This window comes from Pleurocapsa sp. PCC 7327, assembly GCF_000317025.1.
Taxonomy (GTDB): domain Bacteria; phylum Cyanobacteriota; class Cyanobacteriia; order Cyanobacteriales; family Microcystaceae; genus Hydrococcus.
Genome location: NC_019689.1, coordinates 960,585 through 975,218 on the forward strand (window position 1 = coordinate 960,585; position 14,634 = coordinate 975,218).

The following is a 14,634-nucleotide window of genomic DNA, read 5'->3' on the forward strand; positions in this document are numbered from 1 at the left end:
GTTTTTTTATCTCACGCAGAGGCGCAGAGGAAGTTTTATGATAGAAACTTTAATCGAACCATTAAGATACAGTTTTATGCAGCGATCGCTGATTGAAGCGATTATTGTTGGTATTATCTGTGCGATCGTGGGTAGCTATTTAATGGTGCAGCGCTTGGCTTTATTGGGAGATGCGATAAGTCATTCGGTTTTACCTGGTTTAGCGGTTGCTTTTTTGTTAGATATTAATATTTTTGTTGGGGCTTTTACTGCTGGATTGCTCGGCACGATTTTAATTAATTTGATTAGAACGCGATCGCCCATTAAAGAAGATGCTGCTATGGGAATCGTTTTTTCTGCCTTTTTTGCCCTTGGGATTACTTTAATAACGATTATTCAAAAAGATAATAAGATCGATTTCAATCATTTTTTATTTGGCAATATTCTCGGCGTTACTTTTGAAGATGTTCGCGATACTTTAATCATTGCGATCGTTGTTTTATTAGTGGTGGCAATGCTGTATAAAGAATTGCTCTTTTATACTTTTGATAAATTAGGCGCTCAAGCAGTAGGATTACCCGTACATCTGTTAGATTTAGGACTAATGATACTAATTGGGCTGACCATCGTCGCCAGTCTAAAAGCAGTGGGAGTCATACTGGTAATCTCTCTACTGATTACGCCAGCAGCTACCGCTTATTTATTAGTGAATCGCTTGCACCAAATGATGATTTTCGGGGTGGGAATAGGCATTTTTTCTAGTATCAGTGGCATGTATCTGAGTTATTTTTATAATTTGCCTTCTGGTCCTGCTATTGTTCTAGTTGTATCGGGGCTATTTATTCTAGCTTTCTTATTCAGTCCCACTCAAGGAATTCTCACCCATCCCGCTTCTAACTCCAGTCAGTCTTTTCTGTGGCGAGAAGTAAAGCAGTTGATGAAAATGCGATCGCAAAAATAACTAAATAAAAGATCGCTAAATATTAGTCCAGAGCGAGCTTGCTGATGCGGGGTTTACTGAAAAACTTTGCAAGCAGGTTAGTTTTGTGTTGCTTGCAAGCTGAAGTCTGAAGCAAGCGATTTTACGAGAGTAAATATTACTGCCTAATTTTAATCGAGAAAAGTACTTTATTAAAACTTTACATAAAGCAAACGATATAAGCGAGTGCTATTGCTTGTTTAAGTAGCACATTGATGATAGTAAAAAGACTTGATAAGACTAGATTTTGATTGGGAAATTGACAGCTTGAATTGCTTGTATCAATATTTAGCTTCAGTGAAACTGTATAAAGATTCAGTAAAGGATACGAATAAGTATTGACGATCTTAGGTAGAAAGTAGTGAAAATAGTTATTATCAATCGGTAATTAACTAGAAATTAATTGCACTTAATCTGTATCTCAGGATTTGTCACCATTCATATTTGTGATAAATATGGACAGGATTTTCGCGATTTTTTCTGGAGTATTACTGATATTTACATTAAATTTTTTTAAAACTAGAACAATGATGCGAGCAAGCTTTAACTTTCTTAAATACAGTGCAGCAACTTTTTTGGGATTAGGATTTGCAATTGGGTCTGCTCAAGCTCTTACTATTACTCCAACTAACGATGGTAATACTCTTGCCAATAACATTTTAGGTTCCGGGATTTCTATCGTACCAGGTTCTATCAACTACATTGGTGTAAACGGTGCGGCGGGAACTTTCACGAACGGACTATCATCTGGTATTGGCATTGACCAAGGTATCATTTTAACTACTGGTCGAGCTACTAATGCAGTAGGACCAAATACTGTGGATAATATTAGCGAAAATAATTCAACTCCGGGGGATGCCGATCTAAGTACGTTAATCGGTGGAGCTACTACCTATGATGCTAATATCCTCGAATTCGAGTTTGAAAGTGCTGGTGGCGACCTATTCTTTGATTACGTATTCGCTTCAGAGGAATACAACGAGTATGTTAATTCTAGCTTCAATGATGTTTTTGGCTTCTTCCTCAATGGAGTAAATATTGCTCTCATTCCTGGAACTAGCACGCCAGTTGCAATTAACAATGTTAACTTAGGGAGCAATTCAGCTTTTTACAACAACAACGATCCCAGTGACTTAGGAACGCCTACTCCCTTCAATATTCAGTACGATGGCTTCACTAAAGTGTTTACAGCACAGGTACTAGGATTAACTCCAGGTAAGCATAAAATTAAACTAGCGATCGCTGACACTGGAGATAGTATACTCGATTCTGCTGTTTTCATTAAAGCTAGTAGTTTTTCAGATAAGCCTACCGATCCTGGCAAACAAGTTCCCGAACCTGCTTCTGTAATAAGTTTGCTTACATTGGGTGCGATTGGCATGGGATCGGTCTTAAAAAGCCAAAAAAGCAGCTAACTGAGAAGTCTAGCCTCAACTAACTGCTAACTTAATACTTTTATTCTATTTTAAAACTTGTCGCGATCGCCTAATTGTTGAAAGAAAGCGATCGCATCTTCTTTCTCCTGCTCTAACAGATACCAAGGCAGTGCGTTACGCTAAATATAACCTCAAGGAATATTTAGAGCTTTCTTAAGTGCATTTTGGACTAAAATTAAAAGATATGATGGCAAAATGTCTAGCTTTCTTTGCAAAACCGATCGAGCGATAGTAGCGATTTTATCTGCCCTAATTAAAGATGTCTTTTTCAAACCTGTTAGAGAAAATTCAGGATGGTCTTCTTTAATTAGTCCCCAAGCCTCTTGCAAGTTGCGATTGGAAATTTTGGAAAATATTCCTACAATAATCAGTTCTTCTCGATGAGTTGCTAAAACAAGAGCAGGTCTGACTTTAGTTGATGCAAGATCGCTGAAAGGAAATCTAACTAACCAAATTTCTGCTGCTAGGATTCAACATTATATATATCTCCTTCCTCGTCGTCCCACTCTTGAAATCCCGTTTCTGCCAATTGCATCAGAGTTAGAGTTTCTAACTTTTCTTCAAGGTCTTTTAATAGTGCGATCTGTTCTTGTATGGGTAATTGAAAGATTAAAGTTTTAATTTCTTCTAAAGTTAGATTGGATTCATAAGTATCTAATTAGTAACTTAATGTTGTAACTCTATTTTAGAACTTGTAGCGATCGCATTGTTACTTCAGATAAATCAGTAAGTTTAATCCAGGGATAGTTCGAGAAAGCGTCCACAATAACAAAGCAATATAGAGAATTCCCAAACTCCATTGATACCAAACTATAGTAGAAATCGTGCCGGGAAGATGTTGGTCTCGCAAGCGAATATCATTAAATCCCAATTTAATAAAATTATTTAAACTAAAATCGTAGTAATTTAACCAATTCCAGCGGCGTTCCCAAATTAGAGGTACGTAGCGATCGCGGAAAAAGGGGAAATTAGGAATGACAGGCAATCGAACGATTAATAAACGCAATTGTCGCATACTTCCATCTTCAAGAAAATAGGAAGAATGCATTAAATCGTGATAGCGACCTTTGTGATAAAGATAGCTGACTAATCCAAGCGGAATGGGAAACAAAATTACGCTCAGGCAGGCTAATGTTATCCAAGGTTCTTCTGAAGCTTGAAAAATATTGGTTAGACCGATTATCGTCAGCAAAACCACGCTGGCAATCATACAAATCGTGTCGTAGCGATTGGGAAGAATAGGAGTAGGAATGCGTCGTCGCCAGCGATCGATCGCCCAAAATAAAACCCCAAAATAACCGATCGCGATAATTCCTACTCCAAAAACAATACTAAAATTAGTTCCATAACCGCTTAGAAGAATCAGTAAGCTTAAAAAGAGCCAATTGAAAAGATTTCTCATCCATTTCAATTGAAAAACTTGTTGATAGGGAATTTCAAAAATCTCCTTGCCCAATTGTTGGAGTCTCAGTCTTTCGATTTTGTATTCGATTTGATTGGCGTCGGGAATTTGCTCTAAATTGCGAAAATTACGAATTAAATTGCGATAAACTGTCTTATTGTCTTCAAGGTTGGATAACGACATAACGCGACCGATAACTCCAGTATCTCCTAGAATTTTGGCGCGATCTGAATCAAAGGCTAACCCCGAAACATTTAAAGTAGTTTTAGGAGAAAAAAATGCATTACTAAAATCGACTTGTCCTAGAAGTTTTACATCTCGAAAGTCTATCGAACGATCGAAGCGAGTTGCCCGAAAAGCAATAGATTGTTCAAAAGTTGAATTAACTAAAGAAAGAGATCCAAAAAAGTGACTTTTAGAAAATAAAATGCGATCGCGCGCATCGATCTGACTAAAATCTGCATCTTTTAGCGACTGAATACGAGTAAAAGTCGCTAATTGAACGAATTCAGATTGGCTAAAACTAACTTCAGCTTCAAAATGACTGCCTGTAAAATTAGCGCTTTCTAAAAAGCGATCTTGACGAAATTTTGCCCCTCCAAGAAAGACGCTATTGCTAAAGTTAACCTCTCGTCTAAAAGTCGTTCGGCTAAAATCAGCCGTTCTTGCAAAACGAGTTTCCGACCAATTTCCCTCTTGAGTAAAAGTAGCATCTGTTGTTTCTACCCGTTGTAAAAAGATTACCTTACTAAAATCTGCTTGACCTGCAAATCGAGAATTATTTAGGATTAAAGGCCCTCGAACAACCGTTACTGAAGTAATTTGTTCGCCCGGTTGTGATAAAAAACGTTTATCCTGTTTGAGTTCTTCTTGTTCTATTGGCGTAAATAATGGCGGTAAAGATGCTTGAAAAAGAGGGGTTAACAGACCTAATTTACTAGCAATAAATTCTCCCTGAATAAAAGAGTCGCTAAAATCTAAACCTAATGGTTGTTTAGAACGATTGAGATGAGTCTGTAATTGCTGATAAAATTGTTCTCGAAAAATAGTATTTTCGCTAGTTAAATCGATAATAAAGTTTCGCAGATCGATTGTATAAAATCCTTCGCTAAGGAGGGGAGAATTGAGGCGTTCTTGCAATAGAGGTAGGGTTAAAGGAACTCTTTCCGATGCGGCTAAAGCTGGAGAAGTCCACAGCAACAGAAACAAAAAGACCCACAAGCTAACGATTAGCTCGAGCCAATTCCTAATTTTTGTCATTGGTCATTGGTCATTTGTCCTTTGTCCTTCGATTTCGGATTGAGGAGTAGTTAGTCGTTAATTGTCTTTCCATCCCCCAACTTCCCACACTCCCCACACTCCCCATACTCCCAGTTTCTCTTTCCTTTAGAAAAAAGCCTCTGTCTCCTGTTCCCTATTCCGCCTCCAAAGGAGCCATCGTTAATCCTTCGCGTCTTAATTGTTGGTGGTAGAGTTCGGCTTGTTCTAAGGGACCTACCCAGACGATTGCCTGTCCTTCATAATGAACCTGTTCGGTTAAACTCCAAGCACGATCGCTTGTCATTCCCGGAATATACTTAAGCAAGCACCGCGCTACGTGCTCGAAGGTATTGAAATCGTCGTTGAGAACGATTACCTTATAGTTGGGATAGGGTTGACCAACGACCTGACTGGATTTTTCTGGCGCTACAGTAGGAGCGGTAGTCATTGCTGTAACGACTGCTGACACTCTAGCGTTCATAGCTCGAATCACCTAAAAGACTACTTACTATCATTAAAGTTAATTTTTGCCGTTAGTGTAACTATATTTTAAGAAGTGGATAAACAGAAAGCGATTTGTCTTTGGCTAAAGTGCGATCGCACGATCTCCTGTTTGCCAAATGCCACGTGGATTCATCTTCTTTGAGGCAAGGCATTTGAGTTCTTAATCTAAATTTTGGATTATATTGATAGATTTTAATATAGATGCGGACAACTTCCCCCACTCAGAAGCTTGAATTAAGGTAGAGAGAAAATGGCCCAACAGATTCAAACACAATTTAGTAGCAAGAAGCTGATTAAATTCCTGACCAAGACTATCAAGAAAGCGCTCGTTCAAAAAGGAATTAATCCATCAACTCGACAGGGAAATAAAGAATTAGCTCTGCTAGTAAGCAAGATTAGCAAAGAGCCTTTTAAGAGTTGGGAGCAAGCTAAAATAGTTGGAGAAAAATTGGGAGAAATTATCGTAGAAACCTCTCAAAAAAAAGACAAAACATATTTGGATAAAGGAGTAATTAGACAAATAGCTTTTCAAAAGAAGATTCTTTCTTTAGCTGAGTTTTCTACCGAAGAATCGCAACCAAGCCAGCGATCGCTTGAGGATAATACTGAGGATAATACTTCAGAAGTTGTTGCTAGAGAAGATTCCGGATCGGAACAAGTTGCTCGACCAACAGAAACCTTGCAGACAACTGAGGAATTAACCTCTGCGAAAAAAGAAGATTCCGTCTCTGTAGCAGCTCCCAAAAAAGATTCTGCCCCAATGAGTCTGAAAGATCGTCTGGGAGAAGACATCAAATCAGCTATGAAAGCTAAAGATAAAATTCGTTTAGAAACTGTCAGAAGTATTAAAAAAGCTTTACTGGAAAAAGAAGTAGCTGTACGTCCGTCAGGACAAGACAGCTTAACAGAAGAACAAGAAATAGAACTCCTAGCTCAACAAGCCAAACAGCGACGCGACTCCATCGAACAGTACCGACAAGCGGGACGAAACGACTTAGCAGACAAAGAAGCCCAGGAACTTGCCATTATCGAAACTTATCTACCCAAGCAATTGTCCGATGAAGAACTGAGCGCGATTCTCGATGAGATCGTTGCTTCAGTAGGCGCGACATCTCCGAAAGATATAGGCAAAGTTATGGGCGTTGCCATGAAACAGCTGAAAGGAAAAGCAGAGGGAAAAAAAATTCAGGAAATAGTCAAGGGCAAGTTAGGAGGATAATCGAGTCTGGAAAGTTTTTAAATTCATTGGGCGTAGTTACGCTTGAACTAAATGTTTATCGAATCGTGTAGCCGCGTGCTTTTAGACAGGCAGTTAAAGCTTGATTGTAAGCTTGTATGCGCTGTTGTCTCTGGCGCTGTGCTTGCGGATCTTGAGACTCCTTTTGAGACATAGGCTTGGTAGGATCGAAATCAGTCTGTTCTCTTGCCTGTTGATTGCACTCGCGTAGGTCTTGAGTCTGTTGCGCTTGGCTTTGTCCTTGTTCGGGATAGATAAAAGATTCTCCATAGCTAACCTCGGCGCCGACTAAAATAGCACCGATAATCGCAAAGATCGTTGTTGTGAGAAATATTTTCATAAATCGACTCCTAATGATTTATTTCTCAATCTAGCTTCTACAGAAACAGCGATCGATGAGTTAAGAAGTTCCATGCCCCTCAATTAGTCCTCGAATTAGAGCAAAATAGAGCTAGTAGGCTATCTTTTTTCTATCCAACCTTGACTCAAACTCTATCCCATCAAGAAATTCACTATAACCAAGCTCGCGCTAGCTTGCAACAAGCCTTGTCCTGGTATTCCAGCTTTCGCCGTCACTGGAATTATCCTCCCAATCCAGAACTGCAAGCATCCGTGCGCAAAGACTTACAGTCTTTAAAATCTGCCCTAGACAAACTAGAGCAAAAAGTTATTAGGATTGCAGCTTTTGGGTTGGTCAGTCGCGGCAAATCTGCCGTCGTCAATGCGTTGCTAGGTCAGAAAGTCTTGCAAACGGGACCCCTTCATGGCGTAACTCAATGGCCCCGTTCGGTGCGCTGGACTCCTGCTAGCGGTAAGGTACACGTAGAGTTGATCGATACGCCGGGACTCGATGAAATCGAAGGAGAAGCGAGGGCGGAAATGGCGCGAGAAGTGGCGCGTCAAGCTGATTTAATCTTGTTTATCGTGGCAGGGGATATTACTCGCACAGAATATCAAGCATTATGCGAACTCAGGAAGAGTCAAAAGCCACTAATTCTGGTCTTTAATAAAATCGATCTTTATCCAGAGGTAGACCGAGAAGAAATTTATAAACAATTACAAGTGTTGGGAACGGGGAGTTCGGATAGAGACGCACCACAAATTTTATCGCCCGATGAAATCGTCATGGTAGCGGCAGAACCGCAACCCGTTCCGGTAAGAGTGGAATGGTCAGATGGGAGAGTGACTGAGGAATGGGAAATGCCACCTCCCCAGATTGACGAACTCAAAGAGAATATTCTCAAAATTTTAAATCGAGAAGGGCGATCGCTGCTTGCTCTCAATGCTCTTTTTCAAGCCAAAGAAGCTGAAGCCAATATTGCTAAAAAAACTCTAGAAATCCGTCAAGAAGAAGCCGAAGCTATTATCTGGAGATATGCCAAATATAAAGCCCTAGCCGTTTCGCTCAATCCCATTGCTATTTTGGATTTAGTCGGCGGCATGATGGCGGATTTAGCCCTGATTCGGGCTTTGGCGCGGTTGTATGGATTGCCGATAACCAGTCATGAAGCGGGCAAGCTGTGGCGAACGATTCTGATTAGTTCTGGCGGATTGTTGATAGGAGAAATTGCTAGTAGTTTCGTGCTTGGAATCGAGAAAAGTACGGCTGCTGCAACCAGTCTCTTTGAAAGTCCTGCTGCCTTGGCAACCTATGCTAGCACCGCACTGACTCAAGGCGGCATAGCGGGCTACAGTGCTTATAGAATCGGTAAAGCAGCACAAGAATATTTAGAAAAAGGATGCAGTTGGGGACCGCTTGGACCAAGTACGGTAATTCGAGAGATCTTCGCTCAAATAGAACCTAATACAATTCTGGCGCGACTGCGGCAGGAATTGTCTTAATAAAGATTTCAGACAGGGAATTCGGCTGAAAAATCCTGACGCTTGACGAAGCGATAGGGACCCATCAATGCGCCCCAAATCGCTTGACCCGTCGTCGGATCGATTCCTTTGTCATGGGTTTTCAGTTCGTCGGGAGTGACTTCAAACCCAAGCGATACTTGATAGGTTTGACCCCCGTAGGTGAAACGGCAAGGCTTTTCTGAAGCCGGAGATGCTTTAAACTTAAAGCGATCGCGATCTAGTCTCTCTATCTCGACGTTCAGGGTACAACTCGGTAAAAACTCCACTTGTTCTGGAGTCAGTTGCCGAAGTAATTCCGGCTTACTGCTCGCACCCCGAACGGCATCAAGATCCTTAAACATATAATGCTCTACTCGGAGGGGAAGAGGATGGGTTTGGCTTTGTCTCAATCGCAGCAAACGCGGGCGATAGGGTTGCTCTAGATTAACAATACTCGCTTGTTCGGCAAAGAGCGTCAAACTATCTTCCCTAAATAGAGAAGTCGGGCGCAACCACAGGCGCAGATGAACGTACCAAATAGGTTCGGCAAGGGCTTGTTGCCGATTGTCGAATTCACCTGCGAGATATCGTCCGAGGGCAGCGAGTTCTGGCGAAAAATTCATAGAATAATTGACTTGTTATTCTGATAGGTTGTAAGGACTATATAGCTATTATTCAACCCGCTCTACAACTGATAACTGATATGACCATTTGGCAGCAGCCAGATCGAACATTTTCAACCACTCCAACGATTGAAACACGCAAGCAAGCGAGTCTTTTAGTTTTGCTTCTGCCCGCAACGATTTTTTTGCTGATTTTTTTCGTTCTTCCTTTGTTAATCGTACTGGTATATAGTTTCCTCGATCGCGGAACCTATGGCGGCGTTAGCTGGACGTTTACCTTCAAGAACTACCAGCGACTTGCTGGAAGCGTGTACTGGACGGTGTTGTGGCGATCTTGTTGGCTGGCTTTGCTGACAACTTTCGCTTGCTTGCTGGTTGGCTATCCGCTTGCTTTCTTCATCGCGACTCGTCCCCAACCTTGGCGCAGTATCTGTCTCTTATTGGTTATCGTTCCTTTCTGGACTAACTTTCTGGTGCGTACTTATGCTTGGATGGTTTTGCTGCGTACCGAAGGGGTCATTAATACTCTTCTCCAGGGTTTGCATCTCATCGATAAACCCTTAACGCTGTTGTTTACTCCCTTCGCCGTTGGCATCGGGTTAATTTACGGTTATCTTCCTTTCATGGTTTTGCCTTTGTACGCCGCCATCGAACGCTTCAACTTTTCTTTCATAGAAGCTGCCCACGATCTCGGTGCTGGCGATTGGCGTACCTTTTGGCAGGTAATACTCCCCTTAACTCGGCGAGGCATCCTCGCAGGTTCGCTACTCGTTTTTATCCCTTCTGTAGGGGCTTTTATTACCCCCGATATCTTAGGCGGTGCGAAAACGCTGACGATCGGCAATCTCATTCAAAATCAATTTCTCAAAGCCCGCGATTGGCCTTTCGGTTCTACCCTGTCTATTTTAATGATGGCAGTAATAATAATTCCGATCCTCTTCTATCTGCGCACGGCTGAAAAAGACGCTGGTTAAGTATAAGCTTTCTCTCTAATTTATGTAGGGTTAAATCATGAGCGATCGCAAGAGAAAATTCGATTTATTCATTCGGAAAATAGGACGAGTAGGACTGTGGTTTAATGCTTTTTTCGGCTTTGCTTTTCTCTACATTCCAATTTTAATTCTAGTCATTTATTCCTTCAATTCATCGCGTTTCAATGCAGTTTGGCGAGGGTTTACCCTAGATTGGTATCGCAGTTTATTAACGGGAGTAACCGACGGCAGGGCGCAGATTACAGATATCATGATTTGGGATGCCGTTAATAATAGTCTTTTAGTTGCCGCAATTTCTACGGTCGTTGCCACCTTTTTAGGAACTATGCTAGCCCTAGCATTAGAGCGCTTTCGCTTTCGCGGGCAAACGGCTTTAGAAGGTTTGGTTTTGCTGCCTATTATTATTCCCGATATTGCCATGGGCATTTCTTTATTAGTGTTTTTCAGTCTGGTTTTTCAATTATTAGAAAATTTAACAGGGATTCGTTTAGTACTGGGATTACCTACCATTATCATCAGTCATATTGCTTTTAATATCTCATTTGTCGTCGTAACGGTCAGGGCAAAAATTGCAGAATTAGAACCCTCTGTAGAAGAAGCTGCCTGGGATTTAGGAGCCAATGAATGGCAAACCATGCGGCACGTTATTCTACCGTTAATTGCCCCCGGTATTTTGAGCGCGGCTTTATTGGCGTTTACCTTATCTTTAGACGATTTCGCGATCGCCTTTTTTACTGCCGGCGTGGGAGCAACAACGTTACCTTTATACGTCTATGGCATGATTAAGTTTGCCGTCACTCCTGCGATTAATGCAGTATCCACCTTGATTTTATTGGCTTCTTTAACTTTGGTAGTTTCTTCTTTGACTCTACAACGTCGTTGATATATAAACCCTAGAAAAGTTAAACACAGCGATCGCGCTTGACTTTCCATAGAAAGATTCTTATCACATCCATAAGCAGATCTTCTGTAGCTATCTACTCTAGTTAAGAACCAGACAACGATATACTAGGCATTGAGAAACGTCTTGACAAGATACCAATCGGGTTAACTGAGTAACTAACTGTATTAAAGCTCTATTATCTAAGCAAGCATGAACCCAGGAATTGACCTACAAGGAAGTTTTATCAAATCTCTCATAGACTTAGGAGTCCCTGCTGGTGTTGCTAAAGCCATCTGGATGCCCCTACCCATGTTTTTAATGATTATCGGGGCAACGGTAGGGGTTTTAGTAGCCGTTTGGTTAGAGAGAAAAATCTCTGCTGCCGCTCAACAGCGCATCGGTCCCGAATACGCTGGACCGCTAGGCGTCTTGCAGCCCGTAGCAGACGGGATCAAGTTAGTGTTTAAAGAGGATGTCATTCCAGCTAAATCCGATCCCTTGTTGTTCACCTTGGGACCCGTTTTAGTGGTTCTGCCCGTATTTCTGTCCTATCTAATCGTACCGTTCGGACAGAATTTGGTGATTACCGACCTCAACGTGGGCATATTCCTGTGGATTGCTCTGTCGAGCATCGTTCCCATCGGTTTGCTGATGTCTGGCTATGCCTCGAATAACAAATACTCCCTCTTAGGGGGATTGAGAGCAGCCGCCCAGTCAATCAGTTATGAAATTCCCCTCGCCCTGTCGGTATTAGCGATCGCTATGATGTCGAACAGTCTCAGCACCATCGACATTGTGGAACAGCAATCGGGCTACGGAATTCTCGGCTGGAATATTTGGCGACAGCCTATAGGGTTTATCATCTTCTGGATTGCTGCTTTGGCAGAATGCGAACGCTTGCCCTTCGATCTCCCCGAAGCTGAAGAAGAATTGGTCGCTGGCTATCAAACCGAATACGCAGGCATGAAATTCGGTCTATTTTACGTAGGTTCTTACGTAAATCTCGTTCTCTCTGCACTGGTCTTCGCCATTCTCTATCTTGGCGGTTGGGAATTTCCCATTCCTCTCGATCGCTTGGCAAGTTGGTTGGGAGTCAGCGAAACCAGTTCCTGGTTGCAGATCGTTACGGCTTCTCTGGGAATTACCATGACGGTTCTCAAAGCCTATTTCCTGATCTTCCTCGCCATTCTAGTGCGTTGGACGGTTCCCCGCGTTCGCATCGACCAACTCCTCAATTTAGGTTGGAAGTTTCTCCTGCCAGTTTCTCTAGCCAATTTACTTTTGACGGCTGCCCTCAAACTCGCCTTTCCCTTTGCGTTTGGAGGGTAGATAGAGAATCAGTGACCAATGACAAAGGACAAACGATATGTTCAACCAAATCCTCAAACAAGTCCAGGCATACGCCAAAGAAAGCGTGCAAGCAGCAAAATACATCGGCGAAGGGCTTTCTGTCACTTTCGACCACATGCGTCGCCGCCCTGTAACCGTTCAGTATCCCTATGAGAAACTGATTCCTTCAGAACGCTTTCGCGGTAGAATCCACTTTGAATTCGACAAGTGCATCTCCTGCGAAGTCTGTGTCCGAGTTTGCCCGATCAACCTTCCCGTAGTAGATTGGGAATTCGACAAGAGCGTCAAGAAGAAAAAGCTCAAGCACTACAGCATCGATTTTGGCGTTTGTATCTTCTGCGGCAACTGCGTGGAATACTGCCCCACCAATTGCCTCTCTATGACAGAAGAATATGAACTCGCTTCCTACGATCGCCACGAACTCAACTACGATAACGTGGCTCTCGGACGCTTGCCATATAAAGTTACCCAAGATCCGATGGTAACTCCTCTACGAGAGTTGGCATATCTGCCTAAAGGAGTCCTCGAACCTCACGATTTACCTTCGGGAAGTCAAAGACCTGGCAAGCGCCCAGAGGAAATCGTTAAAGAGATGGAATCTAACAAAGAAGGTGTGAGTTAATCGTAGATTTGTTGTTGGTTAGGGGTTAGTTCCAGACGCGAAATTTTAGCTCTATATAGCCCAATAACCAACAACAATCGTTCCTACTAAGGAGAATAAAAGACTGTGAATCTAGCTGAAGGCGTTCAAATTGTTTCATTTGGTCTGTTGTCTGTGATGATGCTTGGCGCTGCCTTGGGTGTAGTGCTTTTATCCAATATCGTCTATTCAGCCTTTTTATTAGCAGGCGTATTCATTAGCATTGCTGGTATCTATATCCTACTCAATGCTGATTTTGTAGCAGCCGCACAAATTTTAATCTATGTCGGCGCTATTAACGTGCTGATTATCTTTGCTATCATGCTGGTCAACAAGCGCGAAGAGTTTATTGCCGTCCCCAGACGTTGGATTCGCCAGGGAGCAACGGCGCTAGTTTGTCTTGGTTTATTTGCGCTGCTGGCGACGATGGTGTTAGTGACTCCTTGGTCGATAGCTGGCACTTCGTCTGCTGCGGTTGAAAGTACGATCGTAGAAATTGGCAAACATTTCTTCAGCGACTTCTTATTGCCCTTTGAGCTGGCTTCGGTGTTGTTGTTGATGGCAATGGTCGGCGCAATTATTCTCGCCCGTCGCGATATAATTCCAGAACCTCAAGAACCCACGACAACCCCTTTAACATTACCCGAACGTCCCCGCGAAGTAGCTTCATTAGGTAGCAAGTCTTCGGAATTATAAATGATGAATTCTCAAAGAAGACTGACGAAGTATCGATAACCATTGAAAGAGGATTTATGCAACTGCAACTGGAATATTGTTTGCTATTGGCTGCTGCGCTTTTCTGTATCGGGATTTATGGTTTGATTACCAGCCGAAATGCAGTACGAGTTCTTATGTCCATCGAGTTGCTGCTCAATTCAGTGAATCTGAATTTGATGGGCTTCTCTAATTTCTTAGATCCTACAGGAATCAAGGGTCAAGTTTTTACTATCTTTGTGATTACGGTCGCCGCAGCAGAAGCAGCAGTCGGTTTGGCAATTGTACTTGCGATTTATCGCAACCGCGAGACGATCGACATGGAGCAATTTAATCTACTCAAGTGGTAAGAGAAAGGTAAAGGGTAGAAGGAAAAAGACAAAAGTAAAATTTTTTCCTTTTCACTTTTTCCTGATAAAAAATACCGCCAACTTTTGGTAAAGAGGCGGTTTTTTTGTTGCTCGATGGTGTTAAAGCAATTAATTTAAAAGGCAATAAACTCTACAGAGAAGAGCCTAAACCAGCGTAGGCACCGTAGAAGAAAAGACCTACAACAGCAATGACACCCAAACCAGCTATAGTGGCAACAACCCACAGCGGAATACGTCCTTCTGCAAACATAATTTTAACCTCCTATTTTTCTCCGATTGAAACTTCAATTATTATCCAATAATTAGTTGAAGAAATAACTGGAGAATAGGATACCAAGGACTGCAATCAGTAACAAACCCAAGTATAGAGAAGTCCGATTAAGCTCTACTGGTTGTCTGTTGGGATTTGGATTTCTCTCCAT

At 42.1% G+C, this 14,634-nt stretch carries 17 protein-coding genes; 10 read left to right on the forward strand and 7 right to left on the reverse strand.

Going from position 1 to position 14,634, the window contains the following annotated elements:
• The first annotated feature begins 37 nt into the window (after window positions 1-37).
• Together PLE7327_RS04285 and PLE7327_RS04290 are read left to right on the forward strand one after the other, a co-directional pair.
• Window positions 38-940: a metal ABC transporter permease gene (locus PLE7327_RS04285; protein WP_015142637.1), complete on the forward strand. Its 903-nt coding sequence runs from the start codon at window positions 38-40 to the stop codon at window positions 938-940.
• Window positions 941-1,488: 548 nt separating this feature from the next.
• Window positions 1,489-2,373: a choice-of-anchor L family PEP-CTERM protein gene (locus PLE7327_RS04290; protein WP_041392780.1), complete on the forward strand. Its 885-nt coding sequence runs from the start codon at window positions 1,489-1,491 to the stop codon at window positions 2,371-2,373.
• A 152-nt stretch (window positions 2,374-2,525) separates the two neighbouring features.
• Here the strand turns inward: PLE7327_RS04290 and PLE7327_RS23125 are convergent, their stop codons facing one another.
• The 3 genes from PLE7327_RS23125 to clpS all read right to left on the reverse strand — a co-directional run bounded on the left by PLE7327_RS23125 (window position 2,526) and on the right by clpS (window position 5,537).
• Window positions 2,526-2,864 (reverse strand): type II toxin-antitoxin system PemK/MazF family toxin, encoded by a 339-nt coding sequence (locus PLE7327_RS23125; RefSeq protein ID WP_015142639.1) that lies wholly within the window; start codon window positions 2,862-2,864, stop codon window positions 2,526-2,528.
• A 239-nt stretch (window positions 2,865-3,103) separates the two neighbouring features.
• Window positions 3,104-5,056 carry a pentapeptide repeat-containing protein gene (locus PLE7327_RS04300; protein ID WP_015142640.1) on the reverse strand — a complete coding sequence of 651 codons (1,953 nt, stop codon included), beginning with the start codon at window positions 5,054-5,056 and terminating at the stop codon, window positions 3,104-3,106.
• A gap of 154 nt (window positions 5,057-5,210) precedes the next feature.
• A complete protein-coding gene (gene clpS / locus PLE7327_RS04305) occupies window positions 5,211-5,537 on the reverse strand; it encodes an ATP-dependent Clp protease adapter ClpS (RefSeq protein WP_015142641.1) in 327 nt (108 codons plus the stop codon).
• Window positions 5,538-6,320: 783 nt separating this feature from the next.
• On the opposite strand from clpS, the gene PLE7327_RS26350 reads away from it, so the two are divergent.
• Window positions 6,321-6,779, forward strand: coding sequence for a GatB/YqeY domain-containing protein (locus tag PLE7327_RS26350; RefSeq protein WP_041392782.1), 459 nt, complete (start codon window positions 6,321-6,323; stop codon window positions 6,777-6,779).
• A gap of 55 nt (window positions 6,780-6,834) precedes the next feature.
• Here the strand turns inward: PLE7327_RS26350 and PLE7327_RS04315 are convergent, their stop codons facing one another.
• Complete coding sequence (locus tag PLE7327_RS04315; protein ID WP_041391846.1) at window positions 6,835-7,137, reverse strand: hypothetical protein; 303 nt, start codon at window positions 7,135-7,137, stop codon at window positions 6,835-6,837.
• Window positions 7,138-7,277: 140 nt separating this feature from the next.
• On the opposite strand from PLE7327_RS04315, the gene PLE7327_RS04320 reads away from it, so the two are divergent.
• Complete coding sequence (locus PLE7327_RS04320; protein ID WP_015142643.1) at window positions 7,278-8,639, forward strand: GTP-binding protein; 1,362 nt, start codon at window positions 7,278-7,280, stop codon at window positions 8,637-8,639.
• Window positions 8,640-8,647: 8 nt separating this feature from the next.
• On the opposite strand, the gene PLE7327_RS04325 is transcribed toward PLE7327_RS04320, so the two are convergent.
• Window positions 8,648-9,262, reverse strand: a complete 615-nt coding sequence (locus tag PLE7327_RS04325; RefSeq protein ID WP_015142644.1) for a chromophore lyase CpcT/CpeT — start codon at window positions 9,260-9,262, stop codon at window positions 8,648-8,650.
• Between the two features lie 80 nt (window positions 9,263-9,342).
• Between PLE7327_RS04325 and PLE7327_RS04330 the strand changes: the two genes are divergently transcribed.
• From PLE7327_RS04330 to nuoK, 6 genes are all read left to right on the forward strand, one after another.
• Window positions 9,343-10,236, forward strand: coding sequence for an ABC transporter permease (locus tag PLE7327_RS04330; RefSeq protein ID WP_015142645.1), 894 nt, complete (start codon window positions 9,343-9,345; stop codon window positions 10,234-10,236).
• A 37-nt stretch (window positions 10,237-10,273) separates the two neighbouring features.
• Entirely contained in the window at window positions 10,274-11,137 is an 864-nt protein-coding gene (locus PLE7327_RS04335) for an ABC transporter permease (protein WP_015142646.1), read from the forward strand.
• A 210-nt stretch (window positions 11,138-11,347) separates the two neighbouring features.
• Window positions 11,348-12,466: an NADH-quinone oxidoreductase subunit NuoH gene (nuoH, locus tag PLE7327_RS04340; RefSeq protein WP_015142647.1), complete on the forward strand. Its 1,119-nt coding sequence runs from the start codon at window positions 11,348-11,350 to the stop codon at window positions 12,464-12,466.
• 37 nt (window positions 12,467-12,503) lie between these two features.
• A complete protein-coding gene (ndhI, locus tag PLE7327_RS04345; protein ID WP_015142648.1) occupies window positions 12,504-13,109 on the forward strand; it encodes an NAD(P)H-quinone oxidoreductase subunit I in 606 nt (201 codons plus the stop codon).
• A gap of 105 nt (window positions 13,110-13,214) precedes the next feature.
• On the forward strand, window positions 13,215-13,823 hold the full coding sequence (locus tag PLE7327_RS04350; RefSeq protein ID WP_015142649.1) for an NADH-quinone oxidoreductase subunit J: 609 nt from the start codon (window positions 13,215-13,217) through the stop codon (window positions 13,821-13,823).
• 56 nt (window positions 13,824-13,879) lie between these two features.
• The gene (gene nuoK / locus PLE7327_RS04355) at window positions 13,880-14,191 is read left to right on the forward strand and encodes an NADH-quinone oxidoreductase subunit NuoK (protein WP_015142650.1); all 312 of its coding nucleotides are present in this window, start codon (window positions 13,880-13,882) and stop codon (window positions 14,189-14,191) included.
• Between the two features lie 151 nt (window positions 14,192-14,342).
• On the opposite strand, the gene PLE7327_RS04360 is transcribed toward nuoK, so the two are convergent.
• On the reverse strand, window positions 14,343-14,462 hold the full coding sequence (locus PLE7327_RS04360) for a photosystem II reaction center protein J (protein WP_015142651.1): 120 nt from the start codon (window positions 14,460-14,462) through the stop codon (window positions 14,343-14,345).
• Window positions 14,463-14,514: 52 nt separating this feature from the next.
• On the reverse strand, window positions 14,515-14,634 hold the full coding sequence (locus PLE7327_RS23130) for a photosystem II reaction center protein L (protein ID WP_015142652.1): 120 nt from the start codon (window positions 14,632-14,634) through the stop codon (window positions 14,515-14,517).

Bases quoted from the DNA above. Each gene is read 5' to 3' on its own strand.
- PLE7327_RS04285 (WP_015142637.1), top strand. From the start codon at position 38: ATGATAGAAACTTTAATCGAACCATTAAGATACAGTTTTATGCAGCGA.
- PLE7327_RS04290 (WP_041392780.1), top strand. From the start codon at position 1,489: ATGCGAGCAAGCTTTAACTTTCTTAAATACAGTGCAGCAACTTTTTTG.
- PLE7327_RS04300 (WP_015142640.1), bottom strand. From the start codon at position 5,056: ATGACAAAAATTAGGAATTGGCTCGAGCTAATCGTTAGCTTGTGGGTC.
- clpS (WP_015142641.1), bottom strand. From the start codon at position 5,537: ATGAACGCTAGAGTGTCAGCAGTCGTTACAGCAATGACTACCGCTCCT.
- PLE7327_RS26350 (WP_041392782.1), top strand. From the start codon at position 6,321: ATGAGTCTGAAAGATCGTCTGGGAGAAGACATCAAATCAGCTATGAAA.
- PLE7327_RS04315 (WP_041391846.1), bottom strand. From the start codon at position 7,137: ATGAAAATATTTCTCACAACAACGATCTTTGCGATTATCGGTGCTATT.
- PLE7327_RS04325 (WP_015142644.1), bottom strand. From the start codon at position 9,262: ATGAATTTTTCGCCAGAACTCGCTGCCCTCGGACGATATCTCGCAGGT.
- PLE7327_RS04330 (WP_015142645.1), top strand. From the start codon at position 9,343: ATGACCATTTGGCAGCAGCCAGATCGAACATTTTCAACCACTCCAACG.
- PLE7327_RS04335 (WP_015142646.1), top strand. From the start codon at position 10,274: ATGAGCGATCGCAAGAGAAAATTCGATTTATTCATTCGGAAAATAGGA.
- nuoH (WP_015142647.1), top strand. From the start codon at position 11,348: ATGAACCCAGGAATTGACCTACAAGGAAGTTTTATCAAATCTCTCATA.
- ndhI (WP_015142648.1), top strand. From the start codon at position 12,504: ATGTTCAACCAAATCCTCAAACAAGTCCAGGCATACGCCAAAGAAAGC.
- nuoK (WP_015142650.1), top strand. From the start codon at position 13,880: ATGCAACTGCAACTGGAATATTGTTTGCTATTGGCTGCTGCGCTTTTC.
- PLE7327_RS04360 (WP_015142651.1), bottom strand. From the start codon at position 14,462: ATGTTTGCAGAAGGACGTATTCCGCTGTGGGTTGTTGCCACTATAGCT.
- PLE7327_RS23130 (WP_015142652.1), bottom strand. From the start codon at position 14,634: ATGGAGAGAAATCCAAATCCCAACAGACAACCAGTAGAGCTTAATCGG.